The organism is Pseudoalteromonas sp. 5Ae-yellow, from assembly GCF_014077565.1.
GTDB lineage: Bacteria > Pseudomonadota > Gammaproteobacteria > Enterobacterales > Alteromonadaceae > Pseudoalteromonas.
In genome coordinates this window covers 24,129-42,639 of sequence record NZ_JACGWD010000003.1, presented here as the reverse complement: position 1 = coordinate 42,639, position 18,511 = coordinate 24,129, and the positions used below count along the sequence as shown (strand labels likewise).

19 protein-coding genes are annotated in these 18,511 nt (G+C 40.2%); 10 read left to right on the top strand and 9 right to left on the bottom strand.

Annotated elements, in window-relative coordinates:
- The first annotated feature begins 64 nt into the window (after window positions 1–64).
- Both pilB and yacG read left to right on the top strand, forming a co-directional pair.
- Entirely contained in the window at window positions 65–1,741 is a 1,677-nt protein-coding gene (gene pilB, locus H4J63_RS01345; protein WP_182193939.1) for a type IV-A pilus assembly ATPase PilB, read from the top strand.
- Window positions 1,742–1,855: 114 nt separating this feature from the next.
- Entirely contained in the window at window positions 1,856–2,086 is a 231-nt protein-coding gene (gene yacG / locus H4J63_RS01340; RefSeq protein WP_182193936.1) for a DNA gyrase inhibitor YacG, read from the top strand.
- Between the two features lie 74 nt (window positions 2,087–2,160).
- Here the strand turns inward: yacG and H4J63_RS01335 are convergent, their stop codons facing one another.
- Window positions 2,161–2,649, bottom strand: a complete 489-nt coding sequence (locus tag H4J63_RS01335) for a periplasmic heavy metal sensor (protein WP_182193933.1) — start codon at window positions 2,647–2,649, stop codon at window positions 2,161–2,163.
- A 428-nt stretch (window positions 2,650–3,077) separates the two neighbouring features.
- On the opposite strand from H4J63_RS01335, the gene H4J63_RS01330 reads away from it, so the two are divergent.
- The 3 genes from H4J63_RS01330 to H4J63_RS01320 are packed head-to-tail and all read left to right on the top strand — an operon-like array spanning window position 3,078 to window position 6,111.
- Complete coding sequence (locus H4J63_RS01330; protein ID WP_002957776.1) at window positions 3,078–3,767, top strand: response regulator; 690 nt, start codon at window positions 3,078–3,080, stop codon at window positions 3,765–3,767.
- Complete coding sequence (locus H4J63_RS01325; RefSeq protein ID WP_182193930.1) at window positions 3,745–5,160, top strand: ATP-binding protein; 1,416 nt, start codon at window positions 3,745–3,747, stop codon at window positions 5,158–5,160. The genes H4J63_RS01330 and H4J63_RS01325 overlap by 23 nt, the downstream gene beginning before the upstream one ends.
- Window positions 5,161–5,163: 3 nt before the next feature.
- Window positions 5,164–6,111 (top strand): alpha/beta fold hydrolase, encoded by a 948-nt coding sequence (locus H4J63_RS01320; RefSeq protein ID WP_182193927.1) that lies wholly within the window; start codon window positions 5,164–5,166, stop codon window positions 6,109–6,111.
- Here the strand turns inward: H4J63_RS01320 and H4J63_RS01315 are convergent.
- Window positions 6,074–6,937, bottom strand: coding sequence for a cation diffusion facilitator family transporter (locus H4J63_RS01315; RefSeq protein ID WP_182194048.1), 864 nt, complete (start codon window positions 6,935–6,937; stop codon window positions 6,074–6,076). The genes H4J63_RS01320 and H4J63_RS01315 overlap by 38 nt on opposite strands.
- 160 nt (window positions 6,938–7,097) lie before the next feature.
- Between H4J63_RS01315 and trmL the strand changes: the two genes are divergently transcribed.
- Window positions 7,098–7,562, top strand: coding sequence for a tRNA (uridine(34)/cytosine(34)/5-carboxymethylaminomethyluridine(34)-2'-O)-methyltransferase TrmL (gene trmL, locus H4J63_RS01310; protein WP_101217074.1), 465 nt, complete (start codon window positions 7,098–7,100; stop codon window positions 7,560–7,562).
- A gap of 68 nt (window positions 7,563–7,630) precedes the next feature.
- On the opposite strand, the gene gpsA is transcribed toward trmL, so the two are convergent.
- Genes gpsA through H4J63_RS01290 form a run of 4 tightly spaced genes read right to left on the bottom strand, consistent with a single transcriptional unit; the run spans window position 7,631 to window position 9,882 of the window.
- Complete coding sequence (gene gpsA / locus H4J63_RS01305) at window positions 7,631–8,638, bottom strand: NAD(P)H-dependent glycerol-3-phosphate dehydrogenase (protein WP_182193925.1); 1,008 nt, start codon at window positions 8,636–8,638, stop codon at window positions 7,631–7,633.
- Between the two features lie 3 nt (window positions 8,639–8,641).
- Window positions 8,642–9,127, bottom strand: coding sequence for a protein-export chaperone SecB (gene secB, locus H4J63_RS01300; RefSeq protein WP_182193923.1), 486 nt, complete (start codon window positions 9,125–9,127; stop codon window positions 8,642–8,644).
- A gap of 34 nt (window positions 9,128–9,161) precedes the next feature.
- Window positions 9,162–9,419: a glutaredoxin 3 gene (gene grxC / locus H4J63_RS01295; RefSeq protein WP_002957783.1), complete on the bottom strand. Its 258-nt coding sequence runs from the start codon at window positions 9,417–9,419 to the stop codon at window positions 9,162–9,164.
- A gap of 31 nt (window positions 9,420–9,450) precedes the next feature.
- On the bottom strand, window positions 9,451–9,882 hold the full coding sequence (locus tag H4J63_RS01290; RefSeq protein WP_002957784.1) for a rhodanese-like domain-containing protein: 432 nt from the start codon (window positions 9,880–9,882) through the stop codon (window positions 9,451–9,453).
- Between the two features lie 648 nt (window positions 9,883–10,530).
- Between H4J63_RS01290 and gpmM the strand changes: the two genes are divergently transcribed.
- The 4 genes from gpmM to H4J63_RS01270 are packed head-to-tail and all read left to right on the top strand — an operon-like array spanning window position 10,531 to window position 15,329.
- A complete protein-coding gene (gpmM, locus tag H4J63_RS01285; RefSeq protein WP_002957786.1) occupies window positions 10,531–12,075 on the top strand; it encodes a 2,3-bisphosphoglycerate-independent phosphoglycerate mutase in 1,545 nt (514 codons plus the stop codon).
- Window positions 12,076–12,078: 3 nt separating this feature from the next.
- Window positions 12,079–13,218, top strand: coding sequence for a murein hydrolase activator EnvC (locus H4J63_RS01280; protein WP_182193920.1), 1,140 nt, complete (start codon window positions 12,079–12,081; stop codon window positions 13,216–13,218).
- Window positions 13,219–13,252: 34 nt separating this feature from the next.
- Entirely contained in the window at window positions 13,253–14,518 is a 1,266-nt protein-coding gene (locus H4J63_RS01275) for a S41 family peptidase (protein WP_182193918.1), read from the top strand.
- 49 nt (window positions 14,519–14,567) lie between these two features.
- Window positions 14,568–15,329 (top strand): divergent polysaccharide deacetylase family protein, encoded by a 762-nt coding sequence (locus tag H4J63_RS01270; protein ID WP_024603729.1) that lies wholly within the window; start codon window positions 14,568–14,570, stop codon window positions 15,327–15,329.
- A gap of 343 nt (window positions 15,330–15,672) precedes the next feature.
- Here H4J63_RS01270 and rpoH read toward each other — a convergent pair whose 3' ends face one another.
- From rpoH to ftsE, 3 genes are all read right to left on the bottom strand, one after another.
- On the bottom strand, window positions 15,673–16,536 hold the full coding sequence (rpoH, locus tag H4J63_RS01265) for an RNA polymerase sigma factor RpoH (protein ID WP_002957791.1): 864 nt from the start codon (window positions 16,534–16,536) through the stop codon (window positions 15,673–15,675).
- Between the two features lie 314 nt (window positions 16,537–16,850).
- Complete coding sequence (ftsX, locus tag H4J63_RS01260; protein WP_002957792.1) at window positions 16,851–17,837, bottom strand: permease-like cell division protein FtsX; 987 nt, start codon at window positions 17,835–17,837, stop codon at window positions 16,851–16,853.
- A complete protein-coding gene (gene ftsE / locus H4J63_RS01255) occupies window positions 17,834–18,511 on the bottom strand; it encodes a cell division ATP-binding protein FtsE (protein WP_002957793.1) in 678 nt (225 codons plus the stop codon). The genes ftsX and ftsE overlap by 4 nt, the downstream gene beginning before the upstream one ends.

Here is an 18,511-nt window from a genome sequence, read left to right as displayed (position 1 = left end):
TGATGTAATCACCTTCTTTTTTCTGATAAATTGCTTACTATTGAAGGAATAAAACAGGTGCGCAATGAATATTAACTCACCGTTATTGAGAAAATTTATAACCCTTGGCCGCATTGATGCCGACACGGTTAAAAACAAACAAAATGAATTTGCCTCAACAGCTGAGCTTATTTCTAAATGTGGAAAAATCGATAGTAAAGATTTAGCTGAACAATGTATTGATTTGTTTCGCGTACCTTATTTTGATTTAAAAGATTTTGATCCTACAAAAATCCCGGCCGATCTTGTAAAAGAAAAGCTTATTCGCAAGCATCACATTTTGCCGCTTGTTCAAAAAGATCGAAAAGTTTATATAGCAGCATCAGACCCAACAGATTATGGCGCATTCGAAAACTTTGAGTTTAGTACCGGTCTTTCATGCGAAATTGTTGTTGTTGATTATATTCAACTCGATGCCAAAATCGAGCAATTACTAGATGCCACTGGCAGCCTAAATTTAACCGATGACGAGTTTCAGAAATTTGCTGATTTAGACTCAGAAAGCCAAAGAGATACAGCACCACAAGATGACGATAAAGATGATGCGCCTATCATCGTTTACATTAATAAAATTTTAATGGATGCCATTAAAAAAGGCGCCTCTGATTTACACTTTGAACCGTATGAACACAAGTACCGTATTCGCTTTCGTATTGATGGCATTTTGCATGAAGTGGCAAGTCCACCTAATACATTAGCAACCAAGCTTTCTGCGCGTATTAAGGTTATGTCGCGACTCGATATTGCCGAAAAACGCAAACCACAAGATGGTCGTATAAAACTAAAAATTACTGAACGCAAAAGTATCGACTTTCGTGTAAGTACCATGCCTACCTTGTGGGGCGAAAAAATAGTAATGCGTATCCTTGATTCATCAAGCGCTATGTTAGGTATTGATGTATTAGGCTATGAGCCTGAGCAGAAAAAGCTCTATATGGATGCACTTGCCCAGCCTCAAGGGATGATATTGGTAACAGGGCCAACGGGTTCTGGTAAAACCGTATCGCTATACACAGGTTTAAATATATTAAACCAGCCAGAGCGTAATATTAGTACTGCGGAAGATCCGGTTGAGATTAACCTTGAAGGTGTAAACCAGGTACAAATTAATATTAAAGCCGATATGACTTTTGCCAACGCACTGCGTGCATTTTTACGTCAAGATCCTGATGTAGTTATGGTAGGTGAAATACGTGACCTTGAGACTGCTGAAATATCAATAAAAGCAGCGCAAACAGGTCACTTAGTTTTATCAACACTCCATACAAACTCAGCGCCGGAAACAATCACCCGTTTATTAAATATGGGTGTGCCAGCTTATAACGTAGCAAGTTCGATCAGCTTAATTATAGCCCAGCGTTTAGCACGTCGTTTGTGCCCCAAGTGTAAAACGCCGGAACAACTTCCGAGTGAAGAACTGACTCGCCAGGGGTTTAGTGCCGATCAAATTGAAGAAATGACATTATATACGCCTAAAGGGTGTGATAGCTGTACCGATGGTTATAAAGGCCGAGTGGGTATTTACGAAGTAATGCAAATTACTCCTGAAATAGCCCAAATTATTATGCGCGGTGGTAACTCGCTTGAAATAGCTGACGTTTCACTTAAAGCCGGATTTAATAATTTACGTTTATCGGGTTTACGCAAAGCAGCCGATGGTCTTACATCCCTTGGTGAAATTAACCGCGTGACTAATTTTTAAAGGTCCATAGTAAAAGTGACAAGGTTCTGAACACTAAATTCAGAGCCTTACTTATACCTAGAGACTCATATCTAAGTAATGTAAAATGCAGAAAAAGATTGTAAAGAGTAAATTATGCCTACTATTGTAAACTGCCCAACCTGTAAAACTAAAGTTGAATGGTCAGAGCAAAGCCCATTTCGTCCTTTTTGCTCAAAACGCTGTCAGCTAATTGATTTAGGTGAATGGTCGTTTGAAAATAATAAAATTTCTGCACCAATCACGTCCGCAGAAGAGTTTAGCCAAGACATGATTGAAGATATTGAAGCTATGCTGGCTAAAAATGAAGATGACTTTTTTAAGTAAACGCTGAATTTTTCATTTAAAAGCACAAAAGCCAGCGCGATGCTGGCTTTTTAGTGTTCAATATAATTGAACGATTAGTCTTTTTGCTTACGATGCTTTTTATTCATACGCTTTTGCATTTTAGCAAACTTCTCTTTTTGCTCAGCGTTAAGAACTTGCATTACTTGGTGCTGCGTTTTTAGTTTAATTAAACCAAATTGCTCACCTTTTTCGCGGCGTTCGTTTAATAGCTCTTTAGCTGCATTTTCGTCAAATGTTGCCGCCGAAAGTAACGCATCCATTTTTGTTTTGTGCGCTTCACGCATTGCTTTACGGGCTTCTTTATCGTCGCCACGCAGTGCTTTCATTTGTGTTTTTTGCGCTTCAAAAATAGCCTTTAGCTTAGTTTGCTGCTCATCTGTTAGGTTTAATTTTTCAACGCCGCGCTCAGAAAGTAAAAAACGAGCTTGAGAATGGCCTTGCTTATGTCCGTCGCCTTTAGCTAACACGCTACCAGCACCAAGCGTTGCTGTTGCTAAGCCACAGATAAGTACTAATTTTGAAAGTGTGTTTACTTTAGTCATAATCATTACCTTAATATTGGGTTGGTTGTGGCTAACATACCCAATCAACCGCAAGAAACGAGTTTCAGTTGGAATTAAAAACTATTTAGGCAAGGCATTGATTGTAACCAATGGTTGCTCCCTTGTTAAAATCTATAACGCAGAATAAATCGTTTTAAAACCAACCCTTTGGGCGTTTCACAGCAACTAGCTCTCGGTGTTGTGACTTTTTAAAAGGGAATGCCATTCTTGCAAAGTCACGCCTTGATAGCCAGCTGCTGTGAAACGCTGAATTCTGTATCTTGAGGCTGACTGGGTATACGCCAGTGAGTTAACTATACCTAACTCAACGCAAAGTAACGCAAAGCAGTGTAAAGGTTGTGTAAAGATTCACCTTTGCACTATTTAGCGGGTAAAATAACGCTATAAACAACTCTAAGGGTTTGTAAATGAAACTATTAATGATTGATGACGATACGGGCCTTTGTGAGCTATTAAGTGAATATTTAACTGCTCAAGGCTTTGAAATACAAAGCGTACACGACGGTGAGCAAGGCCTTAAACTAGCACAAGCAAACGACTACGCACTTATACTGCTTGATGTAATGCTACCAACGCTTGATGGTTTTGAAGTACTCAAACAGCTTAGGCAAACAAAGCTCACCCCTGTAATAATGCTTACTGCAAAAGGTGAAGACTTTGACCGTATTTTTGGTTTAGAGCTAGGCGCTGACGATTATATTCCAAAGCCTTTTAATCATCGTGAATTACTTGCCCGCGTAAAAGCGATAACTCGCCGTATAGAGCACATTAATAGCTTAAATGTAGCTACAACGAGTAAGTTACTCGTTAATGGCATTACTGTTAACCTTGCTGCGCGCGAGGCTTCAATAGACGGCTCTACACTAACGCTTACTGGTACAGAGTACGAAATACTCACGCTATTGTGTAAAAATGCAGGTGAAGTGGTTAGTAAAGAGCAAATTAGTGAAGAAGTACTAGGTAGGCGTTTAGCTTCTTTCGATCGCTCTATCGATATGCATGTAAGTAATATCCGCAAAAAAATAGCAGAGCATATTCCAGGTGAGCGAATTAAAACAATGAGAGGTACGGGTTATGTCTTTATCCAAGGCGAATAAAAGCACTTACTTTGCTTGGTTAAAACACCCTGGGCACTACCTGTTTTTTAAAATATTTATTTGGTTTTGGTTAACTATAATCGGCACCGTTGCAGCGCTTATATTTTTAAGTAACATTACCGCTATTAACGCGGTAACTAACAAGCCGCTTTATGGCCCTATGAAAAAAAACTTAATATATACCGCCAAAAGTATTGAGCGCACTGTTATTAAACATAAGCGCAGCCTAAGCGATGTATTAGTACACCCTCGCCTATCAAAGCGTAAACTTTTATACTTAAGCGCAGCTCAAAGCGAAGACTCCCTTAGTAGTAAAGAGGTGCCAGAGAGCATCGACTTAAGTTTATTAAACTTTACTCAAAATATGTCACCACAAATTATTTTTACTGAAAAATATCAAGCCTTCGGCCCTGTTAACATAAACGTGCCTGAAGGGAGTTTTTATCTTTATGAAATAGATATTAACCATCAACCGCCGCTATTAATGCGCTTTAAGCTTATGCCTAATTGGATGAAAATAGTCATCGCAATTGTTGCCTCTCTTATTTTAAGCTTTGTATTTAGCCGTAACTTAATAGCCCCTATAAATAGTCTTAAAAAAGCAGCTATTAAACTATCAGCGGGCAACCTAAGCGCAAGAGCCGACATTTCTGTAAACCGAAAAGATGAGCTGGGAATACTTGGGCGAGACTTTAACAGCATGGCCAATCAGCTAGAGCTTTTAATTAGTTCACAAAAACGCTTATTAGCCGACATATCACATGAGTTACGCTCGCCCCTTACGCGTTTAAAAATGGCTACCGGTCTTGCGCAAATGCAAGCTAACGACGCTAGCCAATCCTATTTATTACGCATAGAAAAAGAAGCAAACCAACTTGATAAGATGATTGCCGACGTGCTGCAAGTTTCTCGCTTAGAAGCAAAAAGCCAAGCGCTTTCACTGCAAAAACAATCATTACAAATAATTGTAGATCACGTTATTAACGATGCGCAGTTTGAAGCAAAACAAAATAATAAGCAGCTAAATATAGTGGGCACTGTAGACGTAAATATTAATTGCGACGAAGGCCTTATTGCCAGCGCACTTGAAAACCTATTACGCAACGCTATTAAATACGCAAATAAGACTATTAGCATTACTCTAAAGCACACAGATGCCATTTATATAGAAATATGTGATGATGGCTCTGGTGTGCCCGATGACCAACTGGGCAAGCTTTGTGAGCCCTTTTTTAGGCAATCAGATGCGCGGGATCGCGTAAGTGGTGGTACGGGTTTAGGGCTGGCGATTGCTAAAAATGCTATTACTGCGCATGGTGGCAGTCTAGTATTATCAAATAAAGAACTAGGTGGCTTGTGTGCTAATATAACCTTGCCATTAATAAAAGAGTAAAGCATGTTTTATAGTTCAGAAGCCCAGCTTGAGAGCAATCAAGAGGCCATTAATGTTTTTTATACTTCAAATTTAATTAAAAGCTACTTAGATACGCCATCAGGAAAGCTATTTTACGCATACGCAATCCCTAAAAACGCGACAACCGCAATAGTAGTAAGTACAGGGCGTATTGAAGGCCTAGAAAAATATAAAGAACTACTCTGGGAGCTGTATTGTAATAATTTTGCTGTGTTTATTATGGATCATCAAGGTCAGGGCCGCTCTTACAGGCACCTTAAAAATAAACATAAAGGCTTTGTAAAACATTATAATAACTACAGCAGTGACCTAAATAACTTTGATCAGCAAATAGTTTCAAAACATTGGCAAGGTAAAAAAGTCATGCTGGCTCACTCAATGGGTGGCGCCATTGCTATTGATTATTTAGCAAAATTTGAAAATAGCTATAAAGGCGTGTTTTTGTCTGCTCCTATGTTTGATATTTTTACAAAAGACGTACCAAAAATACCAACGAAGTTTATTGTTAAATTAGCCACTTTACTTGGTTTACACTCTTGCTATGCATTTGGACAAGGCAACTACAACCCGATCCCATTTACCGAAAACGTACTTACTAGCAGCGAGAAGCGTTACACCTACTTTAGGCAAACCTATAATTTAGAACCTAACATACAATTAGGTGGCGTTACGTTTGGCTGGCTAGCAGCTACGATATCGTTTTTAAAGTCTGTTGATAACCTAAACGTACCAATCCCTTTGTTTATAGCAAGTGCAGCTAGCGATACAGTGGTAAACAACGAAGCACAGTACGGTCTTGCAAAAAGGCATGCTCATGCAACGATTGAGAGTTTTGAAGGCGCTAAACACGAGCTACTTTTTGAACGTGACGAAATTCGAAAGCCGCTATTAACTAACTTTTATCAATTTTGTGATTCGGTGACGGCTTAACAAGTACTGACAAAGGGTCGAGGTGGATCAGTATATCTACCTCCGACTCAAAACGTTCTTTGAGCATTGCCTCTACTTCATCAGCCACATTGTGCGCGCGAATCAAACTCAAATGATCATCAAGCTCTAAGTGCATTTGAATAAACTTAACTTTACCGCCTTGGCGAGTACGAATGTCATGCACGCCATGCACATCAGCATGGGCTCTGGCTATGTCAAATATGCTTTGTTTTTCGTCATCCGGGAGCTCTTTATCCATTAAGTGATCGGCACTATCGCGAGCTATATCCCAACTGTTATAAAGTAAGTAACCCGCTACACCTATTGCAAAAATAGGATCTGCATACAACACGCCATAATAAGCTAACAAAATAGCTAACAGCACCGCAGCGTTTAATATTAAATCGCCTTTGTAATGTACTGAGTCGGCTTTTATAGCAATTGAATCGGTATACTTAACCACTTTGTTTTGTACAAATACAATGACAAGCGTACACGCAATAGCAAAAATACTTACCCACACACCTAATAAAGAATGGCTTAACTGTATAGGGTTAAATAATCGCTCAATACCATGAAAAGCAAGTAGGCAACCTGAGCCTGCAATAAATGCGGCTTGGCCTAGTCCTGCAAGTGCTTCAGCTTTTCCGTGTCCAAATCTATGATCATCATCCGCTGGGCGCAGTGCGTAACCCAACACTAAAAAGCTCATTGCGGTGGCAGTAATATCCATTAACGAATCAGTTAACGAGCCAAGCATTGAAGCTGAGCCAGAAGCCAGCCAGGCCCATGTTTTTGCGCCGATCATTAAGCTAACCATGACCATGGTAACAATGCTGGAAGTTTTAACCCAAAATTCGTAGCTACGGTTATGCACGCGTGTATCCATTAATCACTGTATTGAATGTGTTGAGTATATCATTTTTTTAAAAGGTTTCGTGTATACTGCCCTTCGTCAAACTACAGATTATTTTATAAGGCTCATTATGCTGGATATTGTTTTATACCAACCTGAAATACCGCCTAACACAGGTAATATTATTCGCCTATGTGCCAATACTGGCTATGCATTACATTTAATTGAGCCATTAGGTTTTGAATGGGACGATAAACGCGTGAAACGTGCGGGCCTTGATTACCATGAATTTAGCCATGTTCAACGCCATGCCTCATTTGAGGACTACCTTGAGAAATGCAAACCTAAAAAAGTGTATGCCTGTACAACTAAAGGCAGTCAATTTCATCATGAAGCAAGTTACGAAGCTGGCGACTGTTTAGTGTTTGGACCTGAAACCCGCGGTCTACCTGATGATATGATCCAAGCACTGCCAAAAGAGCAACGTGTACGCATTCCTATGCAAGCCAATAGCCGCAGCATGAACTTATCAAACGCAGTAGCCGTGTTTGTTTACGAGTCGTGGCGCCAGTTGGGCTTTCCTAACGCACAATAAACACCTTGTACCAAACAACAAAAAACCGACGTAACGTCGGTTTTTTAGTTTTATAAACGCTTATAAAGTTATTCAGAACGTTGCTCTCGACCTAACAGCGCCATTGCAGCTTCTTTCATATCTTTATTTTCATAAAGCACTTTATAAATTTGCTCGGTAATCGGCATTTCAACACCGCTACGTTGCGCTAATAAATACACTTCTTTGGTGTTTCTAAAGCCTTCAACTACTTGACCAATTGACTCAATAGCAGCATCGACGCTTTCGCCTTTACCTAGTGCTAAACCAAATCGACGATTACGTGATTGGTTATCTGTACACGTTAGTATTAAATCGCCAAGGCCTGCCATTCCCATAAAGGTTTCTGGCTTAGCACCAAGAGCGCAACCTAAACGAGTAAGCTCTGCAAGGCCTCGGGTTATAAGCGCGGTACGCGCATTAGCGCCAAAACCAACACCGTCCGAAATACCGGCACCAATGGCAATTACATTCTTAACCGCACCACCGAGCTGTATACCAATAAAATCATCATTGTTATACACACGGAATGAGCGACCACAATGAAGTAAATCAGCGAGCTGCTGAGCAAATTCAGGCGACGTAGAAGACACTGAAATAGCTGTAGGTGAACCCATCGCCATTTCTTTTGCAAACGTAGGACCCGACAGTACCGCAAGTGGAATATCATCACCCAATTCTTGCAAAGCCACTTCTTGTAACAAACGTCCAGTATTAGGCTCAAGCCCTTTAGTTGCCCACGCTACTTTAGCACCCTCTTGCAATGCAGGTTTGATCTGCGCAAGTGTGTCGCCAAAAGCATGGCTTGGCACAACAACAAGTACAATAGCGCTGCTAGCAACGGCATGTTGTAAGTTAGCTTCAAGAGTAAGAGTATCTGGAAAAGGAGCATCAGGTAAGTAACGTTGATTTTTCCGCTCAGCTGCAAGCGTGGCAACGTCGTCGCTATTTCTTCCCCAAAGTGTCACGTGGTGACCATTTCGGGCTAAACAAATAGCAAGGGCGGTGCCGTAAGACCCCGCCCCTAATACAGTAACAGCTGTAGTTGCTGTACTCATAAGTTATGCGTCTGCTGAAGCCTGGTCAGCTTGCGCAGTACGTTGTTGCATGTATTGTGCAAATAACGCATCAAAATTAACTGGCGCAAGGTTAAGCTGTGGGAAAGTACCACGGTTAACAAGGTTTGAAACAGCTTCACGTGCATATGGGAACAACACGTTAGGACAAAATGCACCTAGCATGTGCGCAAGTTGCACTTCTTCAACTTCAGCAATAGTAAAAATACCTGCTTGTTGAATTTCACATAAGAACGCAGTTTCTTCACCAAGAGAAGCGGTTACAGTTAGCGCTAAAACAACTTCAAATACACCTTCGTCTAGTTTGTTAGAGCGTGTATCTAGGTCTAGCTTAACTTCTGGCGTCCATTCTTTTTGAAAAATGGCCGGAGAATTTGGCGTTTCAAACGATACATCTTTAGTGTAAATACGTTGAATAGTAAATTGTGCGCCGTCTTGTGCAGCGGCCGCGTTTTGATTTTCTTCGTTCATTGTTATTCCTAACTTGTTCGTTATTATAATTAAATTAAGCGTTTAACTTAGCGTCAAGTTTACCTTGCGCTTCAATAGCCATCATGTCGTCGCAGCCACCGATATGTTCATCATTAATAAAAATTTGCGGTACTGTGCTTGCGCCACCTGCTTTGGCAATCATTTCATCGCGTAGTTCAGGCTGTACACCAATATCATAATTAGTGTATTCAACGCCTTTGCTATTTAAAAGCGAAAGAGCACGCTGACAAAATGGACAATACGCCTTGGTGTATAAAACAACATTACTCATAATAAATCCTCTATCGGCCTAGCTAAATTGATTAGCGACCTGTTGTAGTTGGTAAGCTGGCAGATTGCCACGCACCCATGCCACCTGCTAATAAGTAAACTCGTTCAAAACCAGCTTTACTCATAGCGGCTGCAGTACCTTGGGCAGTCATACCTGTAGTACATACAACTATAATGGGTTTAGTCTTGTACTTTTCAAGGCTTGAAAAGTCAGATTTTTTCGCATTCTCTGGGCTCAAATGCTCAGCACCAGAAATACGCCCTGCATTAAACTCTTTTTGCGCACGTATATCGATTACTTGACCGTCATCACGGTTAATAAGTAACGTAAGCTGCTGAGGATTTATTTGACGAACAGCCGAAAGCTTACTCTTTATCCAGCCACTAACAATAAGGAAAACAATACCAACCCAAGCAAGGCTTAAAATGGGATGATTTGTAATAAATTCAATATATTGATCCATTCTACTTCCACTATGAAATTATGTTTTAAACCTAGGGCGTGTTGGCCTTTGTGGATTGAATTTGTTCAATCTAGGGCGATTAAATCGCGGCGCAAGATTTGTAACCTAGTGGGCTAAGTAAAAACCGAGCAAAGCTTCCGCGTCCTGCTCACGCCCCTTACCTACATCCATGTAGGCAACAAAGAGGTAATAGTCCCTAGAAAGAACCCAACGGGCAGCGTATGTTTGGTATTTATGCTACGTTATCGCCTATTTATGGGGAGTAACCACACTTCATAGGCTCTGCCTTGCCTAAAAACCAAACATACTGCAGCAAATTCAACCACCAAAGTGCAACACGCCCTAATATTTTAAGGATTTTGTACTTTAGCCACGCAAGTATACCCAAACCAACCTAAAATGCGAGTTTAGGAGCACTTAGAGACGTTTAAAAAACGATAAAGCCCCCCATATATAGTTAACAGAACTCTGGATAATAAATCTATCTCAAGCAGAGTTCATGTTAGTCAATAAGGTATAAGTAAAAATATTTAATATCTTGTTTTCAATGCTGATCCTAGCTTAAAAACACGGTATGCTAAAACCACGCTAATAAACCTTTTTAGGTGCACTGTATCCATCAACAGATACTAATTTTCAGGAGCTATTATGACAGAGCATAAAAAACCACTGGTATTAATGATTTTAGACGGTTGGGGACACCGCGAAGATACGCAAAGTAATGCTATTCTTGCAGCTAACACACCTGTATTAGACAACTTATGGGCCACCCGCCCACACACATTAATATCTGCTTCGGGTTTAGATGTTGGTCTTCCTGATGGTCAAATGGGCAACTCAGAAGTTGGCCATGTAAACTTAGGTGCAGGGCGCATTGTGTATCAAGATTTTACCCGTATCACCAAAGCAATTAACGATGGCGAGTTTGATTCAACCCCAGCCTTAGTTGAAAACATAGACAAAGCAGTAAGTGCTGGTAAAGCGGTTCACATAATGGGTCTTTTAAGCCCAGGTGGTGTGCATAGCCATGAAGATCATATAGTTGCAAGTATCGAACTGGCGGCAAAACGTGGTGCTAAAGAAGTCTATTTCCATGCATTTTTAGATGGCCGTGACACACCTCCACGTAGCGCAAAAGCATCAATCGAACGAATTGAAGCGTTATTTAGTAAACTTAAGTGCGGACGTTTAGCATCACTTATTGGCCGTTACTACGCAATGGACAGAGACAACCGTTGGAACCGTGTAGAAAAAGCTTACAATGTAATGACGCTCGCCGAAGGCGACTTTAATTTTGATAATGGTGTTGAAGCACTTAATGCAGCGTACGAGCGCGACGAAAACGACGAGTTTGTAGCAGCTACGACCATTACGCCGACAGGTGCCACTCCGGCTTCAATAAACGATGGTGACACCGTTATTTTTGCTAACTTTAGAGCAGATAGAGCCCGCGAAATTACCCGCGCTTTTGTTGAGCCTGAATTTGATGGTTTTACTAAAAAAAGAACGCCAGAGCTTAGCGCATTTGTAATGATGACAGAGTATGCAGCCGATATAGACGCACCTGTTGCATTTGGACCTACACCACTAATAAACGTACTCGGTGAATGGTTTGAAAAAAATAATAAAACACAGCTTCGTATTTCAGAAACCGAAAAATACGCACACGTTACATTTTTCTTTAGTGGCGGACGTGAAAGCGAATTTAAAGGTGAAACACGCGAGCTAATTCCTTCGCCGCAAGTAGCAACCTACGACCTACAACCTGAAATGAACTCAGAAATGCTAACCGACAAACTGGTAGAAGCAATTAAAAGCGGTAAATACGATGCTATTATTTGTAACTACCCTAATGGCGATATGGTTGGTCACTCAGGTGTATTTGAAGCCGCGGTTAAAGCTTGTGAAGCTGTAGATAGCTGTATCGGACGTGTTGTTGATGCACTAGAAGAGTTTGGTGGTGAAGCACTAATTACAGCCGATCATGGTAATGCTGAGCAAATGGCTGATCTCAAAACAGGCCAAGCACATACTGCCCACACTAGCGAACCGGTGCATTTTATTTATGTTGGTCGCGATGCAGAGCCAATGCAAGGTAAAGCCTTGAGTGATGTAGCCCCAACAATGCTTCACTTAATGGGTATGGAGCAACCAAAAGAAATGACTGGTACGCCTATCATGATGTTGAAATAACACATGAACAAACGTATTAACCGGTTAATTAAGTGCGGTTTGATACTAACTTCATTAGTGGCTGCATCTGCAGTTGCTAATGAAGATCGTACTAAAAAAGACTTATCAGAGGTTCAAAATGCACTTGAGCAAAGCCAAGCTGAATATAATGCCCAAAGAAAAAAAATAGCGTCCCTACAAAAAAATCTAAAAAGCCATGAACTCGATATAGCTAAAAATGCTAAAGCACTTAACATGGCAGAGCAATCCGTCAAAGAGACTAAAACACAGCAAAAAGAGTTACAAAGTAAAGCCGATGAGCTTGATAAAAAGCACACTCAGTTTCAGAAAATTTTAGCCGCGCAACTCAAAAGTGCCTATATGGCCGGTGGCGACGACTATTCTAAAATGCTGTTGAATCAAGAAGACACAGCCAAGTTTGAGCGCACACTTAGCTATTACAACTACTTAAATAAAGCCCGTATTGAACAAATCGAAGATCTAAAAGATCTTCAACAGCAAATAGTACAAAACCAAGAAGAGCTCGTTAAAACGCAAGAAAAACTAGAGCTTTTATTTGATGAACAAAAAAGGCGCCAAACTGCATTACTTAATGCACAAAGTGAACGCCAAGCTAATCTTAAAAACTTACAAGCTCAGCTCAACAGCACTAAAAGCTCAATAAATTATTTAAAAGAAAACCAACAAACTTTAGTAACAACGATTAAAGAGCTCGAAAAAGAAAAAACACAAAAAATAGAATTACTTGGCCTAAATAAGAGCAAGGGCAAATTAGACTGGCCGAGCAAAGGCAAGTTAGAGCACACATTCGGCCAACGTAAGCATGGTGGTATTGATTGGAAAGGCGTGTTAATTGGTGCAAAAGAAGGCACTAATATTAATAGCGTACATAATGGTCAAGTTGTATTTGCCGATTGGCTAAAAGGCTATGGTTGGGTAATTGTTGTAGATCATGGTGAGGGCTTTATGAGCCTATATGGCCACGCTCAAACATTGCTAAGAGATGTAGGCGACATGGTACGCGAAGGTGAAACACTTGCTTTAGTTGGCCAAAGCGGCGGACAAGCTAGTTCTGGTCTATACTTTGAAATACGCCACAAAGGACGCGCAGTAAATCCTATCAAATGGTGCAAACGCATTTAATTAAATTAATCGCTGCACCGCTCTGGAGCAGCTGATGACAACTAAAAAAACTGTAGTAACTACCATTGTTCAAAAAAATACAGGCTTTTATATAAGTCTGTATTTACTCGTATTACTAACCTTAATTGCCTTTACTAGTAATGTACTAGCAAGCTCGATTAAAGATCTTAAAAGACAACAAATAGACGAAATACTCTTTAACATTCATGCCTACTACGTTGAAGATCTCACCTTACAAAATAGCCACCACATTAAATATAATAACCAGCAATTTGAGCGTTTATATTCAAAGCTCGACTCTTACTCTAAGTACTTAAATGAGCACGAACTAACCTCATTATTTGATAACACAAATGGCCGCTACACAGGTATTGGTATTGAGGTTAAAAATATCGACGAGAATATGACTATTGTTAATGTGGTTAATAACTCTCCCGCAAAAGCGGCGGGGATTTTACCAGACGATATTATTGTAAGTGTAAACAACCACGCAGCTCAAAACCGTACTATCGACGAAGTAGCAACACTAATAAGAGACAGTGAATTTTCGAATATAGATATAATTGTAAATCGCGATAACAATAAAAACCCACTCACTTTTCATGTCACACGTCGCCAAATAAACCTCGAAAGTGTAACAAGCGAACTTTTAGATTTTGGAACTGGTTACATAGCTATCAATAACTTCTCTAACCACACATTACATGAAGTTGCACTACAAGTTGCCGCCCTGCAAAGCCATTTTGGCTACCCACTTAAAGGCTTAGTAATTGATTTACGTGATAACCCAGGGGGGACATTACAAAGCGCAGTGGCTGTATCAGACCTATTTTTACAAAGTGGCACTATAGTGACGACTAAAGGACGTTTTTACGATGCTAACCAAGCATTTTATGCAAAGCGTGGAGACATTCTAAAAAATGCGCCCATAGTTGTGCTTATAAACGAAAATTCTGCCTCTGCAGCCGAAATACTTGCAGCAGCACTTAAAGATAATAACCGAGCAACCATTGTTGGCAGCCAATCTTTTGGGAAAGGCTCTGTACAATCACTCATTCCACTCGGTGATGGCAATACCGCATTAAAGCTCACCACAGCGAAATACTTCACACCGTTAGGTAAATCGATTGATGGAATAGGAATAACCCCAGATGTGGCGGTTAATCAAACAAACCTTTCACAAAGTAATAAAGCCGTTATAATAAAAAATGAACACACTAACAATAATGCGCAATTACTTACTGGTAATCTAACCGATTTACAGTTGGTTAAAGCAAAACAATTACTCAGCATGCAGTAGCTTGTATAAGCTGTTAAACAAAGCTAAAAAGATAATAAAAACTATAAACGTGAAAATAATAAAATGGCTAACATTAGTTATTTGTTTTAGCTCTGCAACAATTAGCGCCAAGCAAATAGCAATAGTGATAGACGATATAGGCTATCATCAACGGGACTTAGAGTTCCTTTCCTTACCTGGGCAATTGTCGTATTCAATTTTGCCCCATACCCCTTATTCGCAAATTTTTGCAACACTTGCCAGTCAATCAAATAAAGAGTTATTACTTCATGTACCTATGCAAGCACTTAACGGTAAAGAACTAGGGCCTGGTGCGCTTACTTTAAATATGAATAAAGAGCAGCTTCAGCAAACTCTTGGAACAGCTCTCGCTAGTTTACCGCAAGTTAAAGGCGTTAATAACCACATGGGCTCAGCGCTTACGCAAAAAAGCCAAGCTATGAAGTGGGCAATGGAAGTACTTAAAAAGCGTCATTTATATTTTTTAGATAGTCGCACAACCGATTTGAGTCAGGCACAAAATGCCGCTAACTTTTTGGGTGTTGCTAATATTAGTCGCCAAGTGTTTTTAGACAACATAACTACACCAGAACAACTGCAGCTAAGGCTTGAAGAGTTAAAACAACTAGCCATTTCCCATAGCTTTGCCATTGCAATTGCTCACCCCTACCCTGAAACCATCGAGTTTTTACGCCATGCCTTACCAGAGCTAACTAAGCAAGGTTTTGAACTCGTACCTGTTTCGCAATTAGTTGAACGTAAGTACATTCAGTTAGCGCATGCTGAGGGAAAGGGAGTGAGTGCTAGGTAATATAAGCTTTAAATAATGCTATATCCAAATAATAAACTAATACCAATTCGCTTAATTAAGTGGTCTATTTTGAGGGCGGAAAAACGTGTTGATAGCTAGGCAAAAAATTCACTATTCAGTTGTTCTAAATGAGACTTTTTAACGCAGGTAGCGACACGTTTAGCCCCGCAAAATGATTAAGTATTATTGCGGATTGGTATAACCATTCAATAATGCAGAATATCGGTATTACTTGATTAGATATTTTATCGTTGGGTTTCGCTTCGCTCAAACCAACCTACTCAAAAGCAAAAAGCCCCGCATTTTCATGCAGGGCTTTTTAAATTTTTCTGCTTGAGCAATATTAGCTCATAGCGCTTTGTAACTTTTTCATCGCTGTTTTTTCAAGCTGACGAACACGCTCAGCAGATACACTGTACTTTTGTGCAAGCTCCTGAAGGGTTGCTTTATCATCAGACAACCAACGCGCGCTAACAATATCTTGTGAACGTTCATCTAGTGTTTTAAGTGCGCTAAATAAACGGGTATGCGCTTGCTCTTTCCACTGCTCTTGTTCAACGTCGTCAGCTAAGTCAGCTGCGCCATCTGTTAAATACTGTACTGGAGAGTATGTACTTGTTGGTGCATCGTCGTTATCGTCACCAGTTAGGTCAAAGCCCATGTCTTGGCCGCTCATGCGAGATTCCATTTCACGTACTTCTTTTTCACTCACACCTAGCTCGCTAGCAACAGTGCTAACCTCAGCTTGGTTGAACCAGCCTAAACGCTTTTTGTTTTTACGAAGATTAAAAAACAATTTACGTTGCGCTTTAGTGGTTGCAACTTTAACTATGCGCCAGTTTTTAAGAACAAACTCGTGAATTTCGGCTTTAATCCAATGCACTGCAAACGACACTAAACGTACACCCACTGTAGGGTCAAAACGCTTAACCGCTTTCATCAGGCCTATATTACCTTCTTGAATAAGGTCAGCTTGTGGTAAGCCGTATCCCGAGTAGCTTTTAGCAATATGTGCTACAAAGCGTAAATGCGACATAATGAGTTGCTTGGCAGCACTAAGATCCCCTTCTTCCTGAAGTCTTTTAGCAAGTTCTTGCTCTTGTTCAACTTTAAGCATAGGAATAGTGCTTACCGCTTGAAGGTAACCGTCCATGCTTGCGCTTTGTTGTCCGACTGTAAGTGCCATTGCGTATAAATCTTTACTCATTTTTCACCTCGGTGATAAACATTTGAAACTATCTTAGCACTCTTTCTCTAAGAGTGCTAACCCCAATTTAAAACTTTTTAAAAGTATAAATCAAGCAGTTTTTAGTATGTGTTTAGTCTACTACAAGCGACTGAATAAGTGATGAATTGAGGGATTGCAGCCAATTAACCTAACCGCATCACCTTATTTACAACTCATTACTTTATGGGAGGATAGTACACAAATATGACAGTTTTAATAACGGGAGGTACAACCCAGTCCGATACGTTACGCATATCAAGCTGGGTTGGTTCACTTATAGTTTGCAGGGGTTTTTATACTTTATCGGGTTCTATTTCTTTAATATATCGATTTACAGAAAGGTACGATCCTACAAATCCTAAGCTTGTTGCTAGTAACACTAAAAAGCCGAGTTCATTAAGCGATAATCCTATTAACGAAAAACTTGTTTGATACACCCCCGCCACACTGCTCACTGCGCTTGAAAGCCACCACATCATCAAACCTACGCATATAAAGGCAAACAAACCACCTATTACACCATACCAAATACCGGTCCACAAAAATGGGGCATGTATAAAGGTGTTCGTTGCGCCTACTAGCTTCATTACTTGTATTTCTTCTTTTTTATCCATGATCGACAAACGAATGGTGTTACCAATAATAAGTGTCACTGAGGTAAGTAGTAATAATGCGATGGTTATTACACTTTCTTTAAGTAAATCTAGTAATGCATTTAAACGCTCTAACCAGGCTATATCGAGCTTACCAAAATCAACTTCACGTTCACTTTCTAATTTAGTTAGCAGTACTTTAGCGGCATTTGGGTGTCTGTGACGTTTTGTTGGAGTAACGAGCACCACATCCGGTAATGGATTTTTATCTAAATACTCCAAAGCTTGCCCAAAGCCAGATACGTCTTTAAATTCAGTTAATGCCTGTTGTTTTGAAATAAACTCAACACTTTCCACTTCTGGGTAAAGTGCTAAACGCTTTACTAATGTTTGCGTTTCTTGCTCGTTCATACTTTCTTTAACGAACAACGATATTTCACTCGCCTCTTCAAAGCCACTACTCACTTGCTGTACGTTTTTAACGACTAAGTAAAGTGTTGCAGGTAACGTTAGGCTCAAACCAAGTACAGCGATAGTCATCATCGACGCAAGCGGCGTGCGCCACATCTCACCTAAGCTATGCACACCTTGGCGAAAAATATTAATAATAAAAAAGTAACCGCCAGCTAATACTGATTTTTTTTGCTTGTCATTACTATTTTGGCGACCTTTAAAAAGTAAACTCATAGTGCCCCCTCAGCAAGCGGGTCTTGAAGCATACGGCCATCTTTTAAGGTTAAGCTACGGTACTTCATACGTGCAACCAAACCCAAATCATGCGTTGCGATAAGAACAGTGGTACCGTGTTTATTAAAGTCTTCAAACAACTTGAGTATTTCCATTGAAAGCTCTGGGTCAAGATTACCTGTTGGTTCATCAGCTAGTAAAATTGGTGGGGAGTTTACAATAGCTCTGGCAATACCAACACGTTGTTGCTCGCCTCCAGATAGCATTGAAGGATGACATTTCACTTTGTCAATTAGGCCTACCTTGTCAAGCGCGCCATGGACCCGTTTAGCTATTTGCTTATGGTGAGTCCCCTCAATAATGAGAGGTAATGCCACGTTATCAAAAATAGTATAGCGCTCTAATAACCTATGATTTTGAAAAATAATACCTATATCACGACGAGCATAAGGAATTTGACGCGAGTTTACTTTGTTTAAATCAACACCGTTGATAAATACACTACCTGCTGAAGGACGTTCCATTAAGCTAATTAACTTAAGCAACGTACTTTTACCCGCACCACTGTGGCCAGTTAAAAAGGCAAGTTCACCCGGTTTAATATGAAAATTAACTTTTTCGAGGGCGCGGTGCCCTCCAGGATAGGTCTTACTTACTTGCTGAAAATTTATCAT

Excerpts from the sequence above, each read along its gene's own strand:
- yacG (WP_182193936.1), top strand. The coding sequence starts at position 1,856 with ATGCCTACTATTGTAAACTGCCCAACCTGTAAAACTAAAGTTGAATGG.
- H4J63_RS01315 (WP_182194048.1), bottom strand. The coding sequence starts at position 6,937 with ATGGTCATGGTTAGCTTAATGATCGGCGCAAAAACATGGGCCTGGCTG.
- H4J63_RS01280 (WP_182193920.1), top strand. The coding sequence starts at position 12,079 with ATGAACAAACGTATTAACCGGTTAATTAAGTGCGGTTTGATACTAACT.
- H4J63_RS01325 (WP_182193930.1), top strand. The coding sequence starts at position 3,745 with ATGTCTTTATCCAAGGCGAATAAAAGCACTTACTTTGCTTGGTTAAAA.
- gpmM (WP_002957786.1), top strand. The coding sequence starts at position 10,531 with ATGACAGAGCATAAAAAACCACTGGTATTAATGATTTTAGACGGTTGG.
- H4J63_RS01335 (WP_182193933.1), bottom strand. The coding sequence starts at position 2,649 with ATGACTAAAGTAAACACACTTTCAAAATTAGTACTTATCTGTGGCTTA.
- H4J63_RS01330 (WP_002957776.1), top strand. The coding sequence starts at position 3,078 with ATGAAACTATTAATGATTGATGACGATACGGGCCTTTGTGAGCTATTA.
- gpsA (WP_182193925.1), bottom strand. The coding sequence starts at position 8,638 with ATGAGTACAGCAACTACAGCTGTTACTGTATTAGGGGCGGGGTCTTAC.
- ftsE (WP_002957793.1), bottom strand. The coding sequence starts at position 18,511 with ATGATAAATTTTCAGCAAGTAAGTAAGACCTATCCTGGAGGGCACCGC.
- ftsX (WP_002957792.1), bottom strand. The coding sequence starts at position 17,837 with ATGAGTTTACTTTTTAAAGGTCGCCAAAATAGTAATGACAAGCAAAAA.
- grxC (WP_002957783.1), bottom strand. The coding sequence starts at position 9,419 with ATGAGTAATGTTGTTTTATACACCAAGGCGTATTGTCCATTTTGTCAG.
- H4J63_RS01275 (WP_182193918.1), top strand. The coding sequence starts at position 13,253 with ATGACAACTAAAAAAACTGTAGTAACTACCATTGTTCAAAAAAATACA.
- H4J63_RS01320 (WP_182193927.1), top strand. The coding sequence starts at position 5,164 with ATGTTTTATAGTTCAGAAGCCCAGCTTGAGAGCAATCAAGAGGCCATT.
- trmL (WP_101217074.1), top strand. The coding sequence starts at position 7,098 with ATGCTGGATATTGTTTTATACCAACCTGAAATACCGCCTAACACAGGT.
- H4J63_RS01290 (WP_002957784.1), bottom strand. The coding sequence starts at position 9,882 with ATGGATCAATATATTGAATTTATTACAAATCATCCCATTTTAAGCCTT.
- secB (WP_182193923.1), bottom strand. The coding sequence starts at position 9,127 with ATGAACGAAGAAAATCAAAACGCGGCCGCTGCACAAGACGGCGCACAA.
- pilB (WP_182193939.1), top strand. The coding sequence starts at position 65 with ATGAATATTAACTCACCGTTATTGAGAAAATTTATAACCCTTGGCCGC.
- rpoH (WP_002957791.1), bottom strand. The coding sequence starts at position 16,536 with ATGAGTAAAGATTTATACGCAATGGCACTTACAGTCGGACAACAAAGC.